Raw genomic sequence first — 20,656 nt, forward strand, 5'->3', positions numbered from 1 at the left:
AAGTAATGCCGTCTTCAGCACGCCGCGTTGCCGGTTTTGGTACGCCAGAGATCGATTGTGGAAACGGTGGGGAGGCGCAGGAAAAGCCCTACTCAAATTCCTGACAGATATGTTTAAGGAACTGGTGCGCGGCAAAGGAAAGGGAGCGGTCGCGATGCACGCAAATTTCGATGTTGGCGCGCTGTAGCGCCTCGTTATCGACCGGTATGGCGATAAGCGTGTTTTGCTCAATTTCCCGACGGGCAATCTGCACCGGGCCAATCGTCAGCGTGCGGCCAGCAATCGCCATCGCCTTAGCCAGTTCAAGATTGTTAGTGTTCACAATGGATTGCGGATTGAGATGCAGACTGCGGGTCACGCTGTCGAAGGTCTGGCGCATACCAAAACTGGACACCGGCAGGGCGACAGGATAGGAACAGATCTCTTTCAGGCTCACGGCGCGATGCTGAGCCAGAGGATGTTTTAGTGAGACCAGGCACTGAACGGGTGCAGGAAAGCGTTTGATCACCTCAATGCCCGCACGCTCGCCCGTATTGAACACAATACCGATATCAATTTCATCGCGGATAATCGCTTCAAGGGTGCGATCGGATGATTCGCTGTTAATCGAGAAATGTATCGCCGGATAATGCTCATTAAAATGGGTCATAATGCGCGGCAAAATGGTCTGAACCACCGCTTCGATCACCCAGATTTTCACTTCCCCTTCACGTAAGCCCTTCAGGTTTTTGATCGATTCATGAATGCGGTCCAGGTCGCGACACATTTTGCGGGTGAATCGTTCTAACAGGGTGCCTGCTGGCGTCAGGCGAATGCCGGTATTGGTGCGTTCCAGTAAGGTCACGCCCAGGCTGTGTTCAAGCAGCGCTATCTGACGGCTGATCGCCGATGGCGCGATATGCAGACGGTCGGCGGCCCGTCGGATAGATCCGGTTTCAGCCACTTCATTGAAATATTTATAGGTGTTCAGGTTCATTTCTCTCATCCGGTAACGCGCAGGGCGGTAAAACCTTTAAGCAATTTCGATGCCAGATGAGGGTTACAACGGTTTATGTATGAGAATGAAATTCGCTGATTGAACGCCCTACTGACAGACTTCAGCCAGCGATCGCCCCGGCTGAAGCCTGATGGTCAGATTTCTGCCGAATGCGCCTTCACCCAGCGCACCACGTCGGCATGCGTGGCGAACCAGGCGCCTGAGGCTTTCCCCAGCCGCACAATCTCTTCCAGAATCCATATACGCGATCGCGGCGAAATAATGTGCGGATGCATCGTCAGCTGGAACAAACCGCCCTCCCGCTGAGCGTACTCCAGTTCGCGCCGGAAAATATCGAACACCGACTCCGGCGAAGTATAGGGACGCAGCGCCTGAAAACGGTTCATCATAAAATAGACCGCGTCATCGCGTATCCACTCTACCGGCAGCTCAACCACGCCGCTCGCCTCGCCATCCAGCAGCAGCTCATAGCAGTGCTCGTCCGCCATCAGCGACGAGTCATACAGCAGCCCCATCTCTTTCGCTATCCGCAGCGTATGCGGGCTAAAGTCCCATGAAGGGGTGCGCATGCCCACCGGACGCTGGCCCGTCACCTTTTCCAGCGTATCGGCGGATTTCAGCATCAGCGACCGTTCGTCTTCATATGACAGCACGGAATTCAGCTCGTGGATCCAGCCGTGCAACGCGATTTCATGCCCCTGAGCCTGTAGCCTGCCCTGCTCCTCGGGATAAAGCAGCGCGCAGACGGCGGGCACATAGAAGCTCGCCGGCACCCCGGCGCTGCTGAGAATCGCCTCAATGCGCGGAATGCCGACGCGCGTGCCATATTGCCCCCAGCTCATGCGCCCATAGGAGTTGCCTCCTTCGCGCAGTTCATTGGTTTCATGATCGCTGTCGAACGAAAGGGCGATGGCGAAGGGTGCATCGCCGGGCCAGCGGCGCGGCTTCAGTGTCCGGCCGGCGCGCACGTGGTTGACCTTCTGCTGCCAGGTTTCATCCGGCCACTGCCAGGGTTGCTGTTCAGATTCGCTATGCTGCATAGGTTTAACTTCCCCCATCTACTGAGATAATTTGTCCATTGATAAACGACGACAGGTCGGAAGCGAGGAAAACCGCCGCGTGCGCGATATCCTCGACGCTGCCGAGGCGTCGCAGCGCAATGCCCTGTAGCAGCTGCTGCTGGCGCGCTTCGCCGAAGTTTTCCCACTGCTTTCTGGTGGCGTCGTTGGTAAACACAAAGCCGGGCGCAACGGCGTTAACGTTGATGCCGAAGGGGCCAAGCTCGTGCGCCAGCTGTCGGGTCAGCCCGAGTACGGCATGCTTTGCGGCGCAGTAGGCCTGCACGCCGGTCAGCGAGGCCTTCAGGGCGGCGCCCGAGCTGATATTGATAATTTTTCCCTGACCAGCCTGTTTCATCAGAGGCGCGACGGCGCGGCTTAGCGCAAAGGTGGCGTTCAGATTGATATCGATTACGCTGTCCCATTCGGCGTCGCTTACCTGCGCAATCGCTTTGCCCTGCTGGCCCGCCACGCCGCCCGCGTTATTGATCAGCACGTCGATCGCCCGCGCGCCTTGCCTGCTGACCGCGTCGATCCATCCAGCGGCGGCCTGCCTGTCGCAGAGGTCGACAACCGCGGTGGCGATGCCCGCCTCGGAGAGATCCTGCATCGCTTCGGCGCGGATATCGCAAACGTGCACCTCCGCGCCCAGCGCCTGAAACTGGCGCGCCATCTCCCGACCGAAACCAATTGCGCCGCCGCTGATGGCAACGCGTTTTCCCGCAAATGACAGCATCATGGCAATAGCTCGCTAAGGTTGTGATCGGACAGGGGACGCTCTCCCGCCTCTATCTGGTGGATCAGGGCGATAAGCGCATTCAGAGCGGGAGAGGAAAGGTGGCGTGCGGCGGCCATCGCGGCCACCACGCCCATCTGCCCGTCAACCTCGGTGGGCCGCTTGCGGATCGCCAGATCGCGCCAGATGCCGGAGTGGGTTTTGCTGTTGGGCCGATTAAAGGCCACCATCTGCTCGAAGGTGCGATCGATGCGGTCTGCGCTGGCGTTGGGGCGAAACGCCTCCGGGTCGAAACCGTTAAAGCCGCGCAGCGGAATGGCGTATGCGTCCGCCACCTGCACAACCTCGCCCGCCAGCTGGGTCAGCACCGGGCGGATATCGCGGCGCGCCAGGCAGTCGGCGATGCCCTTTTCCCCTGTCGCCTGGGCAAACAGCAGCGATGCGTAGGCGAGCTTGCCCCACAGCCACGACGATAGCGCGTCTGACTGCATCACGTCGGGTTCAAAATGGCGCAGGTCCTGATGCAAGGCCGCCAGCCGGGGCGTCATCTCGCCATGCAGTTCGCCAATCACCGCCGCGCCGCGGTTGGAGTAGTGAATTTCGCCCGGCGCAATCCAGTCGGCATAAAAGTTAATAAACGCGCCGATGGTGCGATCTTCACCGACAACAGCGGCAATGGCCGACTCGCACAGACCATTTTGCAGAGATAACACATAGCCATCCGGCTGCAGAAAGGGGGCCAGCTGCCGCGCAGCCTCCGCCGTATGATGCGCCTTTACCGCAAGGAAGATACGCCGCCAGCGCCCGCTCAGTTCAGCGGGCGTAAACGCCGGTGCCGTTACGGTAAACTCGTCCACGCCGATGATATGCAGCCCGGCGTCAGGATCCTTGATGCGGCTGACGTGCGCGCCATCAATGTCGACAAAGGTGACGTCATAGCCTGCCCGTTTAAGCCATGCCCCTACCGTGCCGCCAATGGCTCCAGCGCCCCAAATCAAAATATCGTTGCTCATTATTGCCTCCGGTAAATTAGCGCAGCGCCTCGCGCGCCGTCTCACGCAGCCGCATGATCACCAGCCCGGATACTGCGCCCGCCAGCATCAGGTAGAAGGTCGGCGAAATCGGCATACCGGTCACATCGATCAGGCCGGTGGAGATAAAGGGCGCAAAACCGCCGAAGATCGCCGTCGACAGGCTGTAACCAATTGAAAGCAGCGTGGTGCGCGAAGCGGTAGGAAAGATTTCGCACAAGGCGGCTGGGGCGGCGCCGGAAAAGGCGGCGATAAACAGATTGAAGACAATCTGCACTGCCAGCACCACGTAAAAGGTTTTCGCGGACAGCAGCAGATAAAATAGCGGATAAGGCAGAATAACGAAGGCGGCGCAGCAGGCCAGCAGCAGCGGTTTGCGCCCAATGCGGTCCGAAAGCGCGCCGAAAAAAGGAATGGTGGCCACCATGATCGTCAGGGCAATGGCGTTAGAGATCAGCGCCTGCGTCTGGCTGAAGCCGACCTGTTTATTCAAAAACGTCGGCATCCAGGAAAGCATGACGTAATAGGAAACCGTCCAGATAATAGCAAAGCCGAAGGTCTGGCCCATCATGCGCAGCGCGGCGTTAAGCGGCACTTTTTTGCTGGCGGATGAGGCTTCCTGCGCGGCGATAAAGGCCGGCGTCTCTTCCAGATTGCGGCGCATATAGACGCCGACCGGCAGCAGCACGACGCCAAGCAGGAAGGGGATGCGCCACGCCCAGTCCACCATCTGCTGCTCGCTAAAGATCACCGTCACTATCGCCACCACCAGACTGGTGACCAGCTGAGCAGAGGCGATAGCGGCCTGCCCCAGCGCGCCGAACAAACCGCGTTTGCCTGTCGGCGCGGACTCTACCACGAAGGTGGTAGCCGTTCCCCATTCACCGCCTGCGGCCAGTCCCTGAATCAGCCGGATGATCACCAGCATCACCGGGGCGAGAATGCCGGCCGTCTCATAGGTGGGCAGCAGGCCAATACCGACGGTGCCCAGCGCCATGCCGTAGATGGTGATTTTCAGCGCCACGCTGCGGCCATATTTATCCGCGATGCGGCCGATAACGGCGCCGCCAAGCGGTCGCGCGAGAAATCCGACGCCAAAGGTCGCAAAACTGGCGAGCAGGCCGGTTGAACCGTCTCCCTGGTAGAAGTTGCGGGCGATCAGCGAGGCCATATAGGCGAAAATGATGAAGTCATAGTATTCAAGTACGTTGCCTACCATGGCAGCAAACAGCTGGCGACGTTTGCGACGGGCGGGCGTCTCGGCTGAATAATGATTTAACTCCTGGGTGAACTGGTCTTGGCTCATAGTCAGGCTCTCAGTCAGGGCGGCAGGAAAAAGCATCGTTGTTCATATATATGAACACTCGTTTTCATATATGAATTTAACCTGACACAGTTTTTCACCGCGATCCAGTGGGCGGATCCAGCCAACGTCATGACGCGTCGATAGCAATAAATGTCTTTTTTATGCGCGAAAGGCAGTGCAAAAATCACACAGAATAAACGGGCAGGTGTTTTTTAACCGCCAGTAAAACGTATGACGCTATAACTGGCTGGTTAAAAAAGAGGTCGAAGAGAGGATTTTTTGGCTAAAAATAAGAAGTTCGTATCATCAGAGGGCACGATGATAAGGCCTGGCTTATACCGCGGCTCCGCCTGAGGCCAGCCGATCCGCAAGCTGCTGACCCTGCTCCAGCACCGCTTTGATGATGAGGTTTTTTTTATCGCCGAAGCGCGCGGAAACGCAGGAGACATTCAGCATTGCCAGCGGCGCGCCGCTGGCGTCAAGAATGGGGGTACAAACGCCGGTGCCGCCAATATCTACCTCGTCGGCAGAAACCGAGTAGTTTCTGGCAGCCGCTTCCTCAATTAATGCCTCCAGCTGTGCACTGTCGGTCACGGTATATTTCGTCCACGGCGAAAGCGGATAGCGCGCCAGCAGCGCTCTGCGCTCTTCCGGCGTCTTGAGGGCTAAAAACATTCTGCCCATAGCGGTGCAGTGTATGGGCAACTGCGTGGACATCGGCATTTCGTAACGAATCGGCTGAGAGGAGAGCGCCTGATGCACAAGGCGAATCTTCCCTTCTGCGGTCAGCACGCCAAGGGTGATGGTTTCTCCCAGCTCGCTGGCCATCTGTGTCATAACGGGTCGTGCGAGGGTGAGCAATCGAGTCAATCTGGCTCCGCCCCAGCTGAATCCCTGAATGCGGAACGTCTCGTTAAGCTGGTAAAGCCCCTGCTCATCTTTTTCCAGATAGCCACGCACGCAGAGCGTCCGCAGTAGCCCCAGCGCGCTACTTTTCGGCAGGCTAAACGTCTGGGCTATGTCAGCCAGGTTGGTCCTGGTTTCGCCATCGCTAAAATATTCCAGCAGATCCAGCACGCGCGCCGCGGAACGTACAATTTCGCTCATCATTATTCCAGCAGAGTAGAGAGTTCATATATGTGAACTATAAGCAAATGTATTCATAAATGCACCTGCGCTGGCGCTAGCGATCTCATCTGTTAGCCCGCGTGCTGTTCCCCTACAACCGCTGCCCGCCGCTGGCATCAATACTCTGCCCGGTGATCCATCCTGCTCGCGCACTGGCGAGAAACGCCACCACCTCCGCAATATCCTGCGGTTGGCCCACGCGGCCCAGCGCAATCTGTTTCGCCGTTTCCGCCGCCTGCCGCGGATCCTGCGCGCCAGGGTTCATGGCCGTAGCGGTTGCCCCTGGCCGCACCGCATTAATCGTAATAGCGCGCGCGCCAAGCTGCGGCGCCAGCAGCAGCGTCAACGCTTCCAGCCCGGCCTTGGTCGGCGCGTAGGCAGCCATCTCTGGCCAGGCGGATCGCGTACCAATCGAGGAGATATTGATAATACGGCCGCCGTCGCGCAGCAGCGTCAGGCTCTGCTGAATAAGAAACAGCGGCGCGGTCAGGTTGATTTGCAAATAGTGGGCAAACTCCGCTTCCGTCAGCGCCTCGAGCGGCATCCTGCCGCCCTTGCCCGCGTTATTCACCAGAATATCAAGGTAGGGCGTTTTCGCCCGCACCACGTCAATCAGCCGCGCCGCCGCGCCAGGCTGGGCGAGATCGCCCTGCACCACCTGCGCTGCGCCGCCCGCCTCGCGGATGGCAGCGGCGAGACGCGCTGCGTCATCCGGCTGGCTATTGGTGTGGAGCAGCACGCTGGCGCCCGCCGCCGCCAGCGTCCGGCTAATCGCCTGGCCGATACCGCCGCTTGCGCCCGTCACCAGCGCCACTTTGCCGCTTAGCTCAGCCATGTTGCCACTCCGGTTCTGACGCTTCCCAGCGCTGCTGCTGCTCCAGCGTTGCCGCCAGCTGGCGCAGCGCGTTGCGATCGACCTTATTGGTGGCTGCCCAGGGTAACTCGGTAACAAAGGCGATGCGGCGCGGGTGCTGATACGCCGGGCCGTGAGCCAGCGCGTGCTGTTTCAGCGCCTCGCGCGTCACCGCTTTGTCCGCCTGCAACACCACAAAAGCCACCGGCACCTGGCTGCGCTCCTCGTCCGCCAGCGGCACCACGCTCGCCTGACGCACCGCCGGATGGGACTCCAGAATCTTCTCGACTTCGCCGGGATAGATATTTTCACCGGAGCAGACAAACATGTCGTCGGCGCGCCCGACAAAGAAGTAAAAGCCGTTTTCGTCGCGACGCATAACGTCGCCGCTGTAGTACCACCCCTCCTGCAACACCTGCGCGCTTTTCTCCGCCAGACGATGATAGCCGGGCGTCACCGCCGGATTGCGCATCATCAGCACGCCCTCATCACCGCTGTGGCCGTCTGCAAATTTCACTTCGCCCGCCGGCAAGGGATAACCGAGCGACAGCGGCGGCGTTGGCAGACCCTCTGGGTGTGGACCGAATATCGCCGGTCCCGCCTCGGTGGTGCCATAACCGTGGGTAATGGTCACGGCGGGAAACGCCGCCCTGATACGCGCCAGCAGGCCGAGCGTCATCGGCGCGGAACCGAGCATCACCTTTTGCAGCTGGCTGAAGTCGTAACGCTGAATATCGGGATCGCGCAGCAGCCGGGCGAACATGGTGGGCACCGCCGTGACGATATTGATCTGATAATGTGACAGCGCATGCAGATAGCTCTCTATGCTGAATGCGGGCAGCACCACCAGCAAACCGTTGGCGGCAAAGACGCGCTTAGTGAGAAACAGCCCGTTCATATTGAACAGCGGCTGCGCCACGATATAGCGCGCCTGCGGCGCATCCGGTTCGACGCCGCCAGTGCGCGTGGCGTCGAGCGCCCAGCGATGTCCGGCATGGGTCAGCGGCACCCCTTTTGGGCGGCCGGTCGAGCCCGAGGTATAGAGCATCATGGCGACCTCATCCGCTTCCGGCGTGACGCTGATGAAAGGCTCCGGGACAATCCGTTGAGCAAAACCGTTTTCGCCGTCGTCATCAAAGCTGACCACGGGCACCACCTCATACAGCAGCGCCGCGCGCTCGCCATCGGCGAACGCCAGCTGGATCGCCGCGTCCTCGACGAAGTAGTGCAGCGTATCGCGCGGCACCTTAATATTGAGCGGCACCGCCACCATGCCGGCGCGCATAATGCCGAAGTAGGCGGCAATATACTCCGCCCGGTTTAGCGAGGCGATGGCGATGGCGCTGCCGCGCGCAAAGCCCTGCCGCAGCAAAAAATGCGCCACGCCGCCTGCCAGCTCGTCTATTTGCTGATGGGTGTATTCGCGCGGCTGCGCCGCATCGCGCAGGTCGATAATCGCCACCCGCGACTGCGGCAGCGCGCGATCGATCAGATCGCCAAGATTACTCAGAGTGTGCATATAACGGTTCCAGTGTCAGCTCAGGGAGAAATGGCAGGCGACCTGCCGTTCTGGTGAAAGTGCTTGCAGCGCGGGCCGCTGCTGACGACAGATCGCCTGCGCATAAGGACAGCGAGTATGAAAGGCGCAGCCAGGAGGCGGCGACAGCGGGCTGGGCAGCTCGCCCTCCAGCAGCGCGTCGCTGCGCGAATGGCGCGGGTCAGCCACCGGCGCGGCGGCCAGCAGCGCGTGGGTATAGGGGTGCGCCGGGCTGGCCCAGATTTGCGCCGTTGGCCCGCTCTCGACCACGCGGCCGAGGTACATCACCAGCACGCGGTGGGCAATGTATTCCACCACCGAGAGATCGTGCGAAATAAACAGATAAGCCACCTGAGAGCGCTGCTGAATATCGCGCATCAGGTTGATCACCTGCGCGCGCACCGAAACATCCAGCGCCGACACCGGCTCATCGCAAATCACAATGCCCGGCTCCAGCGCCAGCGCGCGAGCAATGCCGATACGCTGGCGCTGCCCGCCGGAAAATTCGTGCGGGAAGCGCGTCGCCGCCGAGGCGGGCAAACCGACCTCTTCAAGCAGCTCGCTGACGCGAGCAGCGATGGCGCTGCGCGACCAGCCCGCCACCTGCAAGGGACGCGCGATGCTGGTGCCGATGCGCTGGCGCGGGTTCAGCGATCCCTGCGGATCCTGAAACATCATTTGCACCTGACGGCGAAACGGCAGCAGCTTGCGTCCCTCCACGCCCAGCACATCGCTACCGTTGAGCCGCAGCGCGCCCTGCGCCGGGATCAGGCGCATCAGCGCTTTACCAAGCGTGGACTTGCCGCAGCCTGACTCGCCCACCAGCCCAAGGGTTTCACCGGCGCGCAGTTCAAGGCTCACTTCGGACACCGCGTGCACCCATCCCGCTTTGCCGGGATAGCGCACCGACAGGTTCTCCGCCTCAAGAAGCGTGCTCATGGTTCTCCTCCTTATCATGTTGCGCGGTGACCAGCAGGCAGGCCGCATGGTGACCGGGACGCTGCGCAGTCATAGCGGGCACCGCTTCGCTACAGGCCTCGCGCGCCAGCGGACAGCGGTTGCGGAAAGCGCACCCTGACGGCAGCGCCGTGAGCGGCGGTACTCGACCCGGAATGGCATAGAGCCGCTCGCCGGGCTGGCCGCTGGTGGGGGTGGATCGCAACAGGCCCTGGGTGTAGGGGTGCGCCGGGCGGTCAAACAGGCTGAGCACTGACGCCTGTTCAACAATACGTCCGGCGTACATCACCGCGACGCGCTGCGCCATCGCCGCGACGACGCCGAGATCGTGCGTAATCAGCAGCAGCGCCATGCCGGTTTCGCGCTGGATGTCGCGCAGCAGCTGCAGGATTTGCGCCTGGATGGTAACGTCCAGCGCGGTGGTCGGCTCATCGGCAATCAGCAGATCGGGCTCGCAGGCAATCGCCATCGCGATCATCACGCGCTGCGACATGCCGCCGGAAAGCTGATGCGGATAGTCATTCATTCTTCGCGCCGCGTCGGGGATCTTCACCTTTTCCAGCAGAGCGATGGCCCGTTCGCGCGCGTCGCGCCGCCTTAGTCCGGCATGCACCTGCAGCACTTCCATCAGCTGATCGCCCAGCGTTTTCACTGGATTAAGGGCGCTCATCGCATCCTGAAAAATCATCGCGATACGCCGACCGCGCAGCTGCCGATACTGTTTTTCTCCCAGCCGGGCCAGATCTTGTCCATCGAAGTGGATAGCGCCCTGTGTAACGCGCGCGCTGTCGGCGGGCAGCAGACCCATAATCGCCAGCGCGGTCATCGATTTGCCGCAGCCCGACTCGCCCACCACCGCCAGGGTTTCGCCCGCCAGGATATCGAACGAAATCTGGTTGAGCGCGGTTACGCTTTTGCCGCCGCTGCGCAGCGCCACGCTCAGCTTATCCAGCGAGAGAACCGTCATTCGCGCCCCCGTAATTTTGGATTCAGCGCGTCGTTTAAGCCGTCGCCCACCAGATTGAGCGCCAGCACCGCCAGCATGATCGCCACGCCGGGCACCGCGCAGATATACCAGGAAGAGCGGATCAGCGTGCGGCCTTCCCCCACCAGACGCCCCCAGCTGGCAAGGTTGGGATCGCCGAGGCCGAGAAAAGAGACCACCGATTCATAGAGGATCGCGCCTGCCACCACCAGCGACGCCATAACAATCACCGGCGGCAGCACGTTGGGCAGGATCTCCCTGATGACGATCTGGCTGCCCGCCATGCCGCTGGCGCGGCAGGCCAGCACGAACTCGCGCTCGCGCCAGGAGAGAAACTCGGCGCGCGTCAGCCGCGCGATCGGCTGCCACGACACCAGCGCCACCGCAATAATGATGTTGCCCATATGCGGTCCCAGCACCGAAACAATGGTCAGCACAAACACCACGTTAGGGATAACCTGAAACAGTTCGGCAATGCGCATCAGCGTTTCGTCTACCCAGCCGCCGAACCAGGCGGCGCTGGCGCCGACGCTCACGCCGATCCCCGTTGCCGTCAGGCTCGCAGCCAGGCCGATCAGCAGCGTGGATCGGGCGCCGTGCACAATAAGCGCGGCGATATCGCGGCCCAGCGAGTCGGTGCCAAGCGGATAGCGCGCGTCGGTAAACGGCCAGATCTCCGGCATCGCCACAATACGCAGCGGATCTTTGGGATAGAAATAACCTGCGCTCAGCGCCATCGCGAGGATCAGGGCGAGGATCAGCGCGCCGCATACCGCGCCGGGATGGCGTGCGAACTGGCGCAGCCAGCGCGGCGGCGACAGACGTGAACGCGAGCGCCAGGCGGCGATATATTCACTCATCAGCGGCTCCTGACGCGAGGATCGAGGCGCGAATAGGCCACGTCCACCACGATGTTAATGACAATCACCAGCAGCGAACTCAGCACCAGAATGCCCAAAATCAGCGGGAAGTTGCGGCTCATCACGCTGTCGAACAGCACCTGTCCAATGCCCGGCCAGCTAAACACCGCCTCAATGACGATGCTGCCGCCCAGCACGGTGCCGAGCTGCAGACCCAGCAGCGTGACCACCGGCAGCAGCGCGTTGCGCAGCTGATGGCGCAGCACCACGCGCGTCCGGCTCAGCCCTTTAGCCTGCGCGGTGCGCACATAGTCCATTTGCCCGACCTCCAGCATGGAAGCGCGCATCACGCGGGCATAGGTCGCGGCATAGAACAGCCCCAGCGTGATGGCGGGCAGCGCGAGGTGATGCAGGATATCCAGCGCCTGGCCCCAGGGTGACAACGTCACGCCGATACTCTCCATGCCGCCGACGGGAAACCAGCCGAGCTTCACGGAAAAGAGGATCACCAGCATGATGCCCAGCCAGAAGCTGGGCGCGGCGAAGCAGATCACCGCCAGCGTGGAGATCAGCGTGTCCCACAGACTATTGACGCGCATCGCCGCCAGCACGCCCGCGCCGACGCCCACCAGCACCGCCAGCGCGATGCTGGCCAGCATCAATATCAGCGTGGCGGGCAGATGTGCGAGGATAACGTCGAGCACCGGCATGTTTTGACGGAAAGAGAAGCCGAGATCGAGCCGACAGACGGACCAGAGATAGTGGAGCAGCTGCGTCAGCACCGGCTGGTCCAGCCCGTACAGGTGGCGCAGCCGTTCGATCATCGCCGGATCGGTGACCTGCTGTTCGGCGGTCATGACATCCAGCAGGCTGCCGGGCACCATTTTCATCAGCGCGAAGTTAATGACAATAACGCCGAACAGCAGCGGAATGCCCTGCAGCAGGCGGCGCAGGATCAGTTTCATCAGTTACCCCAGCAGCCAGATGTCATTGAGCGAGGTGCCTTGCACGTTGGCGTCAGTGGTCACGTTCTGCACCTTTTTATGCGCCAGGGTATAAGACTGCATCTCAATCAGCGGCACGAGCGGCACGTCGGTGCTGGCGAGGCGCGCGAACTGGTGCACCAGACCCTTGCGCTTCGCCTCATCAGTTTCGACGGTGATCGCCGCCACCAGCTGGTCCATCTGCGGATTTTGATAGCCGGTGGCGTTGCGAAAGGCGCCGCCTTTGACAATGCCGTCAGAGGTGAAAAACTGCGTCACCGTGGGCACCGGCTCGATAGGCGCGGTGAAGTTGGAGATAGCGATGTCGTAGTTGTAGTCGCTGTAGATGCGCTTCAGCGCCGTGGCGCGATCCACCGAGTCAAGCTGCACCGCAATACCGACATCCTCCAGCGCCTGCTTAAGGTACTGGCCCAGTTTGGCGTTCTCTTCAAACCAGGCGGCGGCCAGCAGGTTCACGGTAAAGCGGCCGCCCTCTTTTTCCGGCAACCCGGCCTGATCCAGCAGCTGTTTTGCCTTGTCCGGATCGAAGGCGTAGGTCGGCACGTCGGCGCTATAGAACAGGCGGTTGCTGCTGAAGATCGGCGACGTTGCCGCTTTGCCGCGCCCAAAGTAGATGGTGTTCAGGATAAAATCGCGGTCGATGGCGTGCAGGATCGCCTGGCGCACTTCCCGTCGCTTCACGTTATCGCGCCGCTGGTTAAACTCTACCGTCACGGTCCAGGCGGAGTTTTCGTAGCCGCGCGTGTCGAGCGTGATATTACCGCTTTTTACCAGCCGGTCGATTTCCCGTGCCGGAACGGGATTGGAGTAGCCAACCTGTAGCTCGCCGGTCTCCAGCGCGGCGGTGCGCGAGGCCGCGTCGCCCCACCAGCGGACAATCAGCTTATCAATATAGGGCTGCCCTGCGCCCCAGTATTGCTCATTGCGCGCGTACTCCACGTGGCTGCCGCGCACCCAGTTGCCATATTTCCACGGGCCGGTGCCGACCGGACGGTTGTTAAGCGGATTAGTCAGAATCGGCTGACCGGCATAGAGATGCTTCGGCAGCACCAGCTGATACTGTCCGGCCAGCGTCGATTTCAGAAAGAACGCCGGCACCGGCACGGAAAATGTCAGCTTCACGGTATGGGGATCGACCGCCTCGGCTTTCTCCAGCGACTTCAGGGCGATCCCGGCTGAGATCGCCTTCCAGTGCTCGGTCACGTTGAATACCACGTCATCGGCGGTAAAGGGCTGGCCGTCGTGCCAGCGCACCCCCTGCCGCAGCGCCAGGGTATAGCTCTTGAAATCGGCGGCGGGCGTCACGCTCTCCGCCAGCGCAGGCTGAAACTGCAGGTGGTTATCGAGCTTTAACAGCCGTTCTAGGATTTTCGTCGAGGTCTGGAACGGCGCGGAGCCGCCGCCGCCCGGCACCAGCAGCGCCTGCGGCTCCAGACCGCCCCAGGAGATCACCAGGGTTCCGCCGCGCTGCGGCACTGCGCCGCTCTGCTCTGTCGCGGCAAACGCGCCGCGTATCAGGTTGAATCCGCCCGCGCTGGCTGCCGCGCCGAGCGCAGCGCCCTGCGCCGCCAGCGTCAGCAGGCGGCGGCGTTGTGGGTTAAAGGTCATAAGGGTTTCTCTGGTGTGATCGATAAGGTGGCGTAGCTGGCGCGGCCTATCGCCACCAGCTGCCCGTTCTGATTTAAAACGTCGACATCCGCGACGCCCACGCTGCGGCCTGCCCGTCTGACGCGGGCGATGACCTGCAAATCGGTGTCGATCGCCGGGCGCAGATAGTCGACGCGGAAGTTGATGGTAGGGAGTCCCTGTCCCAGCAGCATGCCGAGCGCAAAGTCGCCGACGGTATCGATGACCGATGCCAGCGGGCCGCCGTGCCACTGGCCGCTGTTAGCTTTACGCTCAAACTCGGGACGCATCGGCACGCTGACCCTGAGCGTCTGCGCCTCATAATCAATGGCGTCGATACGCAGATTGAGCCAGTGGATAAAGGGCGACGCGGCGAAGATCGCCTCCAGCTCGGCCTGATTGAGGGTTTTGCTCATGCCACCACCACTTTGCCGACCACCTGACGCTGCTCCAGCGAGGCGAGCGCCTCTGCGCCCTGCTCCAGCGGCCACTGACGGTCGATCACCACCTTCAGTTTCCCTTGCTCGACCGCCGCCAGCAGCGCGTGCAGATCGTCGCGCTCCCAGCCGTTAGAGCCGCGGATTTGCAGCTCGTAGGTCCAGATGTAACGCAGATCCTCCTTCGGAGCGAAGCCCGCGGTCGCGCCGCAGGTCAGCACGCGGCCGCCGAGGCGCAGCACGCGCAGCGACTTCACCCAGCTGTCGCCGCCGGTGAAGTTGACCACCACGTCGACGCCGCCTGGCTCGGCGCTGCCGCGACGGCGCGCCGGTTTGCCGTAGCGCTGGAATACCGCTTTAACAAAGTCTTCCTGCTGATAGAGGATGATGTCATCCGCCCCCAGCGCGCGCAGACGCGCCGCTTTCTCTTCGCTGCCTGCACAGGCGATCACCGTTGCGCCCGCCAGCTTCGCCAGCTGCACACAGCAGACGCCCACGCCGCCGCTGGCGCCGAGGATCAGCACTTTTTCCCCAGGCTGAATTTGCCCAATACGCTGCATCATGCGCCACGCGGTGCCGTATGCCACCGGCAGCGCGGCAGCGTCGGCAAAACTGACGCCGTCAGGCAGGCGGATAAGCTGATGCGCCGGCACGCGGCAGCGTTCGGCAAGGCCGCCGTGGGTGGTTTCGCCCACCAGTCCACCGTCGATGCGGTTGATGGGATCAACCACGACGCGGTCGCCGATTTTCCAGCCGCTGACCTTGCTGCCCACCTCAATAATTTCACCGGCCACGTCGAGTCCGATAATAATGGGAAACGGCAAGGTAATGCCCGGCATACCGCGGCGGGTAAAAATATCGTGATAATTTAGCGACGCGGCTTTGACGGCAATGACCACATCATTTTCACCGGCGACCGGATCGGGAAATGCCGGATTAAATATAAATTTTTCGTTTTCCCCGTGCTCTTCTAATACCAGTGCTTTCATTATTTCCCCAGCGTTTGTTATTGATCAAAATAAAATAGCCCTGTCGCCGCGCGCCCTGCACCGCCAGGGCTGCCGGCATCCTTTAGCACAGGAGCAGGGTATGGCAACAAAATAGCCTGCACTTTTTTTATCATTAAATTTCCATAGGGCGAAAATGACAAAATCACCTTTGCAATGCCATAAACCAGGATTATTAACAGCGGAGGAAAATTATTATCTGCGGGTTTCACTATGCGGAACAAATAAGAGGTGATTTCAGCGCGCTATTATTTAAATAAAATAACCGATTCGCGTTCAGGAAAAGCTTATTTCATTATCTGGCAAAGAGGTCATCGACGCAAAACGGCGACGTATTGCCGCTACTCGAAGAGAGAGCAGGCACGTTCGCCTGCTCTCCTTCATTACTCAGAAGGCGGGATAACTCACAGGCGTGATTGCGCTGTGATCGAGTCTGTTGCTCAACGCCCGCAGCGCCGCCTTCATCGGACACAGCGTGCCGACATCCGTGATGCGACAGCCCGACTGACGCCACTCCTCATTTAACAAAGGATGGGTTTGATCAACCGCCTGCAGGTTACGCAGATCGTTCAGGCTCTGTCCCTGAAAATAGACGCGCAGGAATCGCTCGCCACTGCTGGTATCGCGCCAGCGTTCAAATACCAGGCTGCTGCCAGGCGGGATATTGCCGCGCGTGTACCCGGTCAGGGTCCAGCTAAAGTTCATTAGCGTACGTACCATAGCAATATTGGTGTCATGGGCCACCAGTAGCAGCCATTTGGTATCCGGTGTGGCATCCGCGGTGTTGTTAATTCCCTGTTCGACCCCCTGAATCATCGCATTCAGCAGAATCGATCCCCGTTTCTGCGCCGTATAGAGCACGTCATTGCCCAGATCGTAGTTCGCCGTCAGTAGGGGAAGAACAGCGGTGATTTGCGCAGAAGCGGTGATATTTCCCCAGGCCAGCTGGCTCAATGGCAAATTTTCACTCCAGCCGAGCCGCAGGGTTTCCACCATGTTAGCCAGCACGCTCAATCCTTCAACCGAGGTTTTACCACTTTTCCCCTGTTTGATTTGCCAGGGTTTATCAAAGAACGCGCAATCCGCGGCAGGCGGGCAGACGGCCGTTTTCAGCGCGTTCACCGCCGGCTGCAGCGCCCGCTGACGCGCGGCTAAATCGCCCGCTGTCTGTTTCACGGCCGCCAGCTGCCGCGCGGGATCGGTGTTTGTTGCCGCAAAGGCCTCTGTCTGGAACAGCGGATCGTCTTCCCCTTCAACACGGTGGACAGCCACGCCGCAGCCGGGAAATGCCCCATCCACCAGCGCTTCGGCGGTGGCGCGGGTACGCTGCAGCGGGCTGGCCCGCACATAAATATCCTGTGGCTGGGGACAACCTGCGGTCAGTAAGCCAAGCTGGCGGTAACGATCGCCTTCCCAGCGGCCTTTATTGACCACCGCAGCATAGCCGTGGCCGGTGAGTTCTCCATCGTGCGTCGTCCAGCGGGTCCAGGGGCGCTGGGTAGCGGCTTCAATATCTTTCCGGTTTCCCGGCGTGGGTGGGCGAATGCCGTGACGGCTGAGTTCAACCACTTTCTCCAGCTGATATTGCGCCTCCGCGTGCGCCTGCATTACGCCTGACCACAGCGCGCCGGCTATTAACAGGCGCGCAGCAACCTGATGTCTGCGTAGCATCATAATCTCTTCCTTATTGGGCTAGTTAAGAGGAAAGAAGGGTGCGGTGTTCGCTGGCGTGACGTCTGGCCACCATGACGGCAGTGACGAAGCACAACAGCGCGGAAACCAGACCGGCTGCCACCCAGAACAGGGACAACGTGTGAAAATCGTAGAGCTTTTTACCATTTTCAATCACCGAGGTTTTATCGATGATGATCCCTGTAAGGAATTCGCCCAGACCTGCCCCGGCGTAGCTGACGATGCCAATGGTGCCGAGCGCAGCGCCCGCCGCCTTACGTGAAGAGATATCGACAGCCAGCAGGCCACCCAGGAAACAGGTCAGCGCACCAATGGTGGCGCCAAAAATCACCATGGAGAGGATATCGGCATAGTAGCTGTGCGGGGACCACAGCATCAGCGCAAAGCCGCCGGTGTTCAGCAGGCTGATAAACCCGGCCATGATACTGCGGTTGCGGGCAAAAAAGCGGTCTGACAGGATGCCGGCCAGAATCGTGCCGACAATACCGGCAATCGCGTTCACGCCAATAATGGCGGAGGCCTCAACGGTGGTGTAACCCTTGCCCTGCTGCAGAAAGAAGATGCCCCACGAATTCACGCCGTAGCGATCGATATACATAAAGGCCGAGGCCAGCGCCAGCGTCCAGAGGGCCGGATTGCGCAGCGCCAGCAGCTGATTTTTCAGAATCGAGCTTTTGGCCTCCTCCTCCTCCATCGGTTCATGGCTGATCTCATGAATAGAGGGGAAACCGCAACTCTGCGGCGAATCACGCATCAACAGCAGCATGATCGCGACGCCTGCCGCGCCCAGCGCCGCAGTGGAGAGATAGCCCATATGCCAGCCGTAGCCGGCAATCACGGCGGCGATCACCATATAGGTCACGGCTTCGCCGATGTTGTGCGCCGTGGACCAGATCGAGTAGAAGGTGCCGCGCTCTTTGGTGCCATACCAGCGCGCTAAGGAAACCGCGCACGGGCCCACGCCCATCGATTGCGCCCATCCGTTAATGCCCCAAAAGATCGTCAGCAGCATGGCATTGGTGGTCATGCCCATCATCAGATTCATCCCGGCGCTAAGCAGCAGGCCCAGGCTCATAAAGCGCACCACGTTGGCGTGATCGGCCAGAAAGCCGTTAACCAGCTTGCCAATGGCATAGCTGAAGAACAGTGCGGAACCGATCATGCCCAGTTCCGAAGGCGAAATGCCGAGATCGACCAGCGCGCTTTTGGCAACGGTAAAGGAGAGGCGGCACACATAAAAGGTGACATAGGCTAGCGTCATCGCCAGAAACGTCTGCCAGCGGAGCTGGCGGAACCGCTGCGGGTTAAAAACGCCCGCCGGTTTCTCCGGGCTGGCACGAAAAAAACTGAGTAATCCAGACATGATCTTATCTCCGATCGACGGAGGCGCTGCTGATTGCTGTTGATCATCCCTTATGGCCAAATCCCTGTTGTTGTGTAGAGTACAGAATCAGACGCCCGCCCGTGCAGGTTAGCGCAAAGGTTGTTTAACCCATTGTTGTAGTTGCGGATAAAGCGTTTTATTTGCCAGCAGCACGGGGTTACCGCGCGCGATGCCCTCATCCGCCAGGTAGTCGTTGGTGGCGCCGCCCGCTTCGCGCATCAGTACCAGGCCAGGTAACCCGTCCCACGGGTTCATATGAGGTTCGTAGTAGCCGATCAGGCGTCCGGCGGCAGCCCAGGCGCTCATCAGCGCACCAGAGCCGTTGCGAATAAACATGCCGCCGTGCTGCAACAGGGCGTCGAGGAACGGCAGAAAATCTGCGCATGACACGCGATGGGAGGTGCCTACGCCCATAACCCCGCCAGCCACCGTTGACGCCGAATGTGGCTGAATCGGGCGATCGTTCAGCCATGCGCCCTCTCCTTTGTGGGCGTGGAACAGTTCATGATGGTTAGGATCGTACACCACCCCGGTGACCGGCTCGCCGTCGACAACAATCGCCAGTGAAAGACACCAGGTATGCAGCCCGTTAAGAAAGCAGCTGGTGCCATCAATGGGATCGACAACCCAGAGCACCGGGTTATTGGCATCGCTCGTTCCGCTCTCTTCCCCTAAAAAACCATCCTCCGGGAAAGCCTCAGCGATGCGCGACTTTATAAAGGTTTCAACCTCACGATCGGCCATGCTGACCACATCCTGCAGGTCGGTTCCCTTATGATCGATCTGCAGCCTGTCACGCCGCAGGTAAAATTCATGTGCCCGTTTCCCTCCAGACTCAGCGAGCGCGCAGGCGAAGCGGTAGCGCGCCAGCAGTGAATCGTTATCCAGGATAGCCATAACCTCTCCTTAAAATGCACACGTGTGCAATATGTGGCGAAAAATAAGCCCCGCAGGGCAGAAAGGAGTGTGGCGATATTACCGCGAGCAGTCTGTGACCCGGCCCGCATAAAATTAATTTTCCATTACGCACTATTACGAACGATTAATTTCACCGGTACCGCACGATGGCGCGAAGGCAGATCAAACTGCGCAATACGGGTAACCAGCAGGTCGACGGCCTGCTGCGCCAGTCCATCCGTATCCTGTTGAATAGTGGTAAGTTGGTAAGGATCCCAGCTCGCCTGAGGGATGTCATCAAAGCCAATAACAGCGGGAGTCGGATGGTGGCTGCCGAGCGAACGCAGGCCATCGATCGCCCCAAGCGCCAGCATATCGGTGGCGCACAGCAGCGCCTGGCAGTGGCGAAGTTCGCATGAGGCAGCGCGGCCAGCAGCATATCCGCCTGCCGTCATAAACCGGGTCGACAGCGAAAAATCTTCAGCCGCAGAAAGCAGCGCTTTATAACGCTCACCGGTGCTGAAATTGTGCGCATCCTCGCCGATAAAGCCGATATTTGTCCATGCCTGCTGACGACAATAGGCCGCGATGAGCTGCATCCCCTGCTGATTATCGCTGGCAACGCGATCGCAGCCTGCCAGATCGGCGTGACGATTAATCAGGGTAACGGGAATTTTTCGCTGCAAATATTCTTCAGCCAGAGAAAGCGGCGGTGCGCCGGAGGTAATAATGACGCCCGCAACATGGTAACTCAAAAGCTGTTTAAGCGAAGGCGCCAGCTGATCAGGATCGTCAGCGTTCATCAGCAGCGGCATAAAACCATGCAGTGCCAGCTGATGAACAAGGGGAGAAAGCAGTTTACTGCGGAAGGGATTATCAAAGCCCGCGGTGACGATACCAATAAAGTTACTGCTGCCGGTGTTCATGGTGCGCGCGATAATATTCACCTGATAACCCAGCTGCTCGGCCGCCTGCATTACTCTGGCGCGCGTTTTCGCCGCAACCGATGCGCCGGGCGTAAAGGTGCGTGAAACGGCTGACCGCGACACGCCCGCCAGACGCGCGACATCTTCCGCTTTTACCCAGTTCTTTTTATTGTCGCTCATGCTGCATCCACGCTGATTTTTCTCCTCCCTAGCTTATGCATCCGGCACGGCATAA

General features: G+C 60.1%; 19 protein-coding genes. All 19 read right to left on the reverse strand.

Translation table 11 applies throughout. The annotated features are described in order from the left end of the window. Window positions 1-88: 88 nt before the first annotated feature. On the reverse strand, window positions 89-976 hold the full coding sequence (locus B2J69_RS01080) for a LysR family transcriptional regulator (RefSeq protein ID WP_081135035.1): 888 nt from the start codon (window positions 974-976) through the stop codon (window positions 89-91). Between the two features lie 155 nt (window positions 977-1,131). Continuing rightward, the gene (locus B2J69_RS01085) at window positions 1,132-2,037 is read right to left on the reverse strand and encodes a polysaccharide deacetylase family protein (protein WP_081135039.1); all 906 of its coding nucleotides are present in this window, start codon (window positions 2,035-2,037) and stop codon (window positions 1,132-1,134) included. 4 nt (window positions 2,038-2,041) lie between these two features. Then, entirely contained in the window at window positions 2,042-2,794 is a 753-nt protein-coding gene (locus B2J69_RS01090) for an SDR family NAD(P)-dependent oxidoreductase (protein WP_081135044.1), read from the reverse strand. Next, on the reverse strand, window positions 2,791-3,804 hold the full coding sequence (locus tag B2J69_RS01095; protein WP_081135048.1) for a ketopantoate reductase family protein: 1,014 nt from the start codon (window positions 3,802-3,804) through the stop codon (window positions 2,791-2,793). Before B2J69_RS01095 ends, B2J69_RS01090 begins: the two co-directional genes overlap by 4 nt. A gap of 16 nt (window positions 3,805-3,820) precedes the next feature. Beyond that, complete coding sequence (locus B2J69_RS01100; RefSeq protein ID WP_081135311.1) at window positions 3,821-5,128, reverse strand: MFS transporter; 1,308 nt, start codon at window positions 5,126-5,128, stop codon at window positions 3,821-3,823. Window positions 5,129-5,461: 333 nt separating this feature from the next. Continuing rightward, complete coding sequence (locus B2J69_RS01105; RefSeq protein WP_236722674.1) at window positions 5,462-6,205, reverse strand: IclR family transcriptional regulator; 744 nt, start codon at window positions 6,203-6,205, stop codon at window positions 5,462-5,464. A gap of 142 nt (window positions 6,206-6,347) precedes the next feature. Next, a complete protein-coding gene (locus B2J69_RS01110; RefSeq protein ID WP_081135057.1) occupies window positions 6,348-7,091 on the reverse strand; it encodes an SDR family NAD(P)-dependent oxidoreductase in 744 nt (247 codons plus the stop codon). Further along, entirely contained in the window at window positions 7,084-8,628 is a 1,545-nt protein-coding gene (locus B2J69_RS01115; protein ID WP_081135060.1) for a class I adenylate-forming enzyme family protein, read from the reverse strand. Before B2J69_RS01115 ends, B2J69_RS01110 begins: the two co-directional genes overlap by 8 nt. A gap of 15 nt (window positions 8,629-8,643) precedes the next feature. Next, window positions 8,644-9,585 (reverse strand): ABC transporter ATP-binding protein, encoded by a 942-nt coding sequence (locus tag B2J69_RS01120; RefSeq protein WP_081135064.1) that lies wholly within the window; start codon window positions 9,583-9,585, stop codon window positions 8,644-8,646. Further along, on the reverse strand, window positions 9,569-10,570 hold the full coding sequence (locus tag B2J69_RS01125) for an ABC transporter ATP-binding protein (RefSeq protein ID WP_081135068.1): 1,002 nt from the start codon (window positions 10,568-10,570) through the stop codon (window positions 9,569-9,571). Before B2J69_RS01125 ends, B2J69_RS01120 begins: the two co-directional genes overlap by 17 nt. Continuing rightward, window positions 10,567-11,448 carry an ABC transporter permease gene (locus B2J69_RS01130; protein ID WP_081135072.1) on the reverse strand — a complete coding sequence of 294 codons (882 nt, stop codon included), beginning with the start codon at window positions 11,446-11,448 and terminating at the stop codon, window positions 10,567-10,569. Before B2J69_RS01130 ends, B2J69_RS01125 begins: the two co-directional genes overlap by 4 nt. After that, a complete protein-coding gene (locus B2J69_RS01135; RefSeq protein ID WP_236722675.1) occupies window positions 11,448-12,413 on the reverse strand; it encodes an ABC transporter permease in 966 nt (321 codons plus the stop codon). The genes B2J69_RS01130 and B2J69_RS01135 overlap by 1 nt, the downstream gene beginning before the upstream one ends. Before the next feature lie 3 nt (window positions 12,414-12,416). After that, window positions 12,417-14,060, reverse strand: a complete 1,644-nt coding sequence (locus tag B2J69_RS01140; RefSeq protein ID WP_081135079.1) for an ABC transporter substrate-binding protein — start codon at window positions 14,058-14,060, stop codon at window positions 12,417-12,419. Then, the gene (locus B2J69_RS01145; RefSeq protein ID WP_081135083.1) at window positions 14,057-14,494 is read right to left on the reverse strand and encodes a PaaI family thioesterase; all 438 of its coding nucleotides are present in this window, start codon (window positions 14,492-14,494) and stop codon (window positions 14,057-14,059) included. Before B2J69_RS01145 ends, B2J69_RS01140 begins: the two co-directional genes overlap by 4 nt. Continuing rightward, window positions 14,491-15,504 carry a quinone oxidoreductase family protein gene (locus B2J69_RS01150; protein WP_081135086.1) on the reverse strand — a complete coding sequence of 338 codons (1,014 nt, stop codon included), beginning with the start codon at window positions 15,502-15,504 and terminating at the stop codon, window positions 14,491-14,493. The genes B2J69_RS01145 and B2J69_RS01150 overlap by 4 nt, the downstream gene beginning before the upstream one ends. 405 nt (window positions 15,505-15,909) lie before the next feature. Then, window positions 15,910-17,196, reverse strand: coding sequence for a histidine-type phosphatase (locus tag B2J69_RS01155; RefSeq protein WP_081135090.1), 1,287 nt, complete (start codon window positions 17,194-17,196; stop codon window positions 15,910-15,912). A 22-nt stretch (window positions 17,197-17,218) separates the two neighbouring features. Beyond that, window positions 17,219-18,577, reverse strand: a complete 1,359-nt coding sequence (locus tag B2J69_RS01160; protein WP_081135094.1) for an MFS transporter — start codon at window positions 18,575-18,577, stop codon at window positions 17,219-17,221. A 108-nt stretch (window positions 18,578-18,685) separates the two neighbouring features. Next, the gene (locus B2J69_RS01165) at window positions 18,686-19,495 is read right to left on the reverse strand and encodes an inositol monophosphatase family protein (RefSeq protein ID WP_081135099.1); all 810 of its coding nucleotides are present in this window, start codon (window positions 19,493-19,495) and stop codon (window positions 18,686-18,688) included. Window positions 19,496-19,620: 125 nt separating this feature from the next. Then, a complete protein-coding gene (locus B2J69_RS01170) occupies window positions 19,621-20,601 on the reverse strand; it encodes a LacI family DNA-binding transcriptional regulator (RefSeq protein WP_081135103.1) in 981 nt (326 codons plus the stop codon). Window positions 20,602-20,656: the final 55 nt, after the last annotated feature.

The organism is Pantoea latae (assembly GCF_002077695.1).
GTDB lineage: Bacteria > Pseudomonadota > Gammaproteobacteria > Enterobacterales > Enterobacteriaceae > Pantoea > Pantoea latae.

Coding starts and splice junctions, on each gene's coding strand:
- B2J69_RS01160 (WP_081135094.1), bottom strand. CDS start 18,577: ATGTCTGGATTACTCAGTTTTTTTCGTGCCAGCCCGGAGAAACCGGCG.
- B2J69_RS01135 (WP_236722675.1), bottom strand. CDS start 12,413: ATGAAACTGATCCTGCGCCGCCTGCTGCAGGGCATTCCGCTGCTGTTC.
- B2J69_RS01090 (WP_081135044.1), bottom strand. CDS start 2,794: ATGATGCTGTCATTTGCGGGAAAACGCGTTGCCATCAGCGGCGGCGCA.
- B2J69_RS01120 (WP_081135064.1), bottom strand. CDS start 9,585: ATGAGCACGCTTCTTGAGGCGGAGAACCTGTCGGTGCGCTATCCCGGC.
- B2J69_RS01130 (WP_081135072.1), bottom strand. CDS start 11,448: ATGAGTGAATATATCGCCGCCTGGCGCTCGCGTTCACGTCTGTCGCCG.
- B2J69_RS01150 (WP_081135086.1), bottom strand. CDS start 15,504: ATGAAAGCACTGGTATTAGAAGAGCACGGGGAAAACGAAAAATTTATA.
- B2J69_RS01115 (WP_081135060.1), bottom strand. CDS start 8,628: ATGCACACTCTGAGTAATCTTGGCGATCTGATCGATCGCGCGCTGCCG.
- B2J69_RS01110 (WP_081135057.1), bottom strand. CDS start 7,091: ATGGCTGAGCTAAGCGGCAAAGTGGCGCTGGTGACGGGCGCAAGCGGC.
- B2J69_RS01140 (WP_081135079.1), bottom strand. CDS start 14,060: ATGACCTTTAACCCACAACGCCGCCGCCTGCTGACGCTGGCGGCGCAG.
- B2J69_RS01170 (WP_081135103.1), bottom strand. CDS start 20,601: ATGAGCGACAATAAAAAGAACTGGGTAAAAGCGGAAGATGTCGCGCGT.
- B2J69_RS01125 (WP_081135068.1), bottom strand. CDS start 10,570: ATGACGGTTCTCTCGCTGGATAAGCTGAGCGTGGCGCTGCGCAGCGGC.
- B2J69_RS01165 (WP_081135099.1), bottom strand. CDS start 19,495: ATGGCTATCCTGGATAACGATTCACTGCTGGCGCGCTACCGCTTCGCC.
- B2J69_RS01085 (WP_081135039.1), bottom strand. CDS start 2,037: ATGCAGCATAGCGAATCTGAACAGCAACCCTGGCAGTGGCCGGATGAA.
- B2J69_RS01100 (WP_081135311.1), bottom strand. CDS start 5,128: ATGAGCCAAGACCAGTTCACCCAGGAGTTAAATCATTATTCAGCCGAG.
- B2J69_RS01095 (WP_081135048.1), bottom strand. CDS start 3,804: ATGAGCAACGATATTTTGATTTGGGGCGCTGGAGCCATTGGCGGCACG.
- B2J69_RS01080 (WP_081135035.1), bottom strand. CDS start 976: ATGAACCTGAACACCTATAAATATTTCAATGAAGTGGCTGAAACCGGA.
- B2J69_RS01155 (WP_081135090.1), bottom strand. CDS start 17,196: ATGATGCTACGCAGACATCAGGTTGCTGCGCGCCTGTTAATAGCCGGC.
- B2J69_RS01145 (WP_081135083.1), bottom strand. CDS start 14,494: ATGAGCAAAACCCTCAATCAGGCCGAGCTGGAGGCGATCTTCGCCGCG.